Below are 3103 nucleotides of genomic sequence, written 5' to 3' on the forward strand. Positions count from 1 at the left end.
AGTCATGATAATAGGGCCTTCTGATTAGAAGGCCCTATTATCAATGATTTTTATCCTCGTGACGACACTATCTAACATCTTTCACCAATATGCAGGCTAATCTTTAAGCATACTTCCAGTAACCCATCAACCGCCAGGCTGGTTGATGGGTTATGCATAAAATGGCGAGCAGCGTCACACTGTCTATACTTACATGGCTAATGATAATGAAAGGTTTTCGCAAGAGACCTCTCATCCATAACCATTAAGGAGGAAACCAGGGTGGCTGACCTGTTATCTGAACCGCCAGTCTTTTCCGGTAATTTTGCTTTTTTCTTCGATCTTGACGGAACCCTCGCTGATATCAAACCGCATCCCGACCAGGTTTCCGTTCCACCGGATGTTCTCAGGCACCTGGCGCGGCTTGCTGAACTGAACGATGGGGCGGTGGCATTGATTTCAGGGCGCTCAATGGCCGAGCTGGATACGCTCGCCAAACCTTATCGTTTTCCCCTTGCCGGGGTTCACGGGGCAGAGCGCCGCGACATCAACGGTCAAACTCATCGGGTGGCATTGCCGGACGATATCCTCCAGCCGCTGGAACGTGCGCTTGAGGCGGACATGAGCGTGCTGAAAGGCGCTGAGCTGGAAACCAAGGGCATGGCGTTTGCCTTGCACTATCGACAGGCACCGCAGCATGAAGAGGCCATTTTCGCGCTGGCCCGTAAGATGGTGGAAAATTGGGGTCAGCTGGCTATGCAGCCGGGCAACTGTGTGGTGGAGCTTAAACCGTCTGGTATTAACAAAGGTGCGGCCATCGCTGCTTTTTTGCAGGAGCCGCCGTTTGCTGGCCGAAAACCGGTGTTTATCGGCGATGACCTGACAGATGAACACGGCTTTGAGATTGTCAACGCGAAGTCAGGTATCTCGGTGAAAGTCGGGACAGGAGTCACCCAGGCCAAATGGCGACTGGGTGGCGTGAATGACGTTCATCAGTGGCTTAATCGTATCACCGACCATCAAGAAGAAGAAAAAAGGGCGCTAACAAACAGGAGAGATGGCTATGAGTCGCTTAGTCGTAGTATCTAATCGTATTGCTCCGCCTGATGATAAAAGGACCAGCGCAGGTGGGCTGGCTGTAGGGATTTTGGGGGCATTAAAAGCCACCGGCGGATTATGGTTCGGCTGGAGTGGTGAGACAGGCAATGAGGACAAACCGCTAAAAAAGGTGACGAAGGGGAATATCACCTGGGCGTCGTTTAATCTGAGTGAAGAAAATTACGACCAATATTATTCCCAGTTTTCAAATGCGGTACTGTGGCCCGCCTTTCACTACCGCCTGGATTTAGTGAAATATCAGCGCGAAGCCTGGGAAGGGTATCAGCGCGTGAATGCGCTACTGGCGGACAAACTGTTGCCGCTGGTGGAAGAGGACGATATTCTGTGGGTCCACGATTACCATCTGTTGCCCTTTGCCAGCGAACTGCGCCAGCGTGGCGTAAACAACCGCATTGGCTTCTTTTTGCATATTCCTTTCCCGACGCCGGAAATTTTCAACGCGCTGCCGCCGAATGCGGAGCTGCTGGAAGAGCTGTGCGACTACGATCTGCTGGGGTTCCAGACTGAAAGTGACCGCCTGGCGTTTCTTGACTGTTTGTCCATGCAAACCCGCCTGACCACACGCGGCGGGAAGAGCCACACGGCCTGGGGCAAAAGCTTCCGCACGGAGGTTTATCCTATCGGTATTGAACCGAAAGAGATTGCCCAGCAGGCCTCCGGGCCGCTGCCGCCAAAACTGGCACAGCTGAAAGCCGAGCTGAAAAACGTGAAGAATATCTTCTCCGTTGAGCGGCTGGATTACTCGAAAGGCTTGCCTGAACGATTCCTCGCGTATGAAACCCTGCTGGAGAAATACCCGCAGCACCACGGCAAAATCCGCTATACGCAAATCGCCCCGACATCGCGCGGTGAAGTGCAGGCCTATCAGGACATTCGCCATCAGCTGGAAACGGAAGCTGGGCGCATTAACGGGAAATACGGTCAGCTTGGCTGGACGCCGCTTTACTATCTCAATCAGCATTTCGACCGAAAGGTACTGATGAAGGTCTTCAGGTATTCGGACGTTGGACTGGTCACACCATTGCGTGACGGGATGAACCTGGTGGCGAAAGAGTATATTGCGGCGCAGGATCCGGCGAATCCCGGCGTACTGGTGCTTTCACAGTTTGCCGGTGCAGCAAACGAGCTGACGTCAGCGCTGATTGTGAATCCTTATGACCGTGATGATGTCGCAGCGGCGATGGATCGTGCCCTGACGATGCCCCTTGCCGAGCGTATTGCGCGCCATGCTGAAATGCTTGCTGTGATCGTGCAAAACGATATCGATCACTGGCAGCAAAGGTTTATTAGCGATTTAAAGCGCATCACGCCACGTAGCGCTCAGAGCGACCTACAGAACAAAGTGGCGACCTTCCCGAAACTGGCCTAAAGACCACCCCTTCCGCTGTACGGGAGGGGTTTTAGTCGCTCAATGGCACCAGCAATACATCCACTTCACTTGCGCCGACAATCGTTTTGGCGGAACAGGCTGCGCGTGCAAAGAAACTCTGATTGTGATTACCGCAGATAACCAGGTCGACGTCTTGGTTACTGCAGGTATGCAGCACGTGCTCGCTAAGCTCACCGGACGTAATAATTACCTGCTCAATGGGGTAATCAGCGCGGCTTACCAGTTCATCCATAAACTGCTGCGTTTCTTCCTGCAGGATCTCGCGCACATTTTCCATCATTGGTGCCGCAAGCTGGTTATACATTTCGGGATCGGACGTTAGTGTGATGAGGGTTAATCGGGACTGGAACGGACGTGCTATTGACACCGCTTTCGCCACCAGCGCGTGGCTTTCAGGGGATGCCGATACTGCAACCAACAGATGCGCGTAGCCCATGATTGGCTCCTTACCGATAAGGTTCACATATCACCATTACTCTGTTTGCGCCAACGTAGCAACTTATCAATATGACAATCTTGTGAAGAAAGTCATAAATATTCATTAGATAGTGTCGTCACGAGGATAAAAATCATTGATAATAGGGCCTTCTAATCAGAAGGCCCTATTATCATGAC

At 52.2% G+C, this 3103-nt stretch carries 3 protein-coding genes; 2 read left to right on the forward strand and 1 reads right to left on the reverse strand.

Annotated elements, in window-relative coordinates; all coding sequences use genetic code 11:
• The first annotated feature begins 261 nt into the window (after positions 1-261).
• Together otsB and otsA are read left to right on the forward strand one after the other, a co-directional pair.
• Positions 262-1068: a trehalose-phosphatase gene (gene otsB, locus ACSZPU_RS24640; protein WP_499004208.1), complete on the forward strand. Its 807-nt coding sequence runs from the start codon at positions 262-264 to the stop codon at positions 1066-1068.
• Complete coding sequence (otsA, locus tag ACSZPU_RS24645; RefSeq protein WP_499004210.1) at positions 1043-2467, forward strand: alpha,alpha-trehalose-phosphate synthase; 1425 nt, start codon at positions 1043-1045, stop codon at positions 2465-2467. Before otsB ends, otsA begins: the two co-directional genes overlap by 26 nt.
• Before the next feature lie 31 nt (positions 2468-2498).
• Here the strand turns inward: otsA and uspC are convergent, their stop codons facing one another.
• Positions 2499-2924, reverse strand: coding sequence for a universal stress protein UspC (uspC, locus tag ACSZPU_RS24650; protein WP_499004212.1), 426 nt, complete (start codon positions 2922-2924; stop codon positions 2499-2501).
• Between the last annotated feature and the right edge of the window lie 179 nt (positions 2925-3103).

Origin of the sequence: Phytobacter sp. V69, from assembly GCF_965644215.1 — a bacterium.
Lineage (GTDB): Bacteria > Pseudomonadota > Gammaproteobacteria > Enterobacterales > Enterobacteriaceae > Phytobacter.

What these genes read in the sequence shown, in the direction of transcription:
- uspC (WP_499004212.1), bottom strand. Translation starts at nt 2,924, where the DNA reads ATGGGCTACGCGCATCTGTTGGTTGCAGTATCGGCATCCCCTGAAAGC.
- otsA (WP_499004210.1), top strand. Translation starts at nt 1,043, where the DNA reads ATGAGTCGCTTAGTCGTAGTATCTAATCGTATTGCTCCGCCTGATGAT.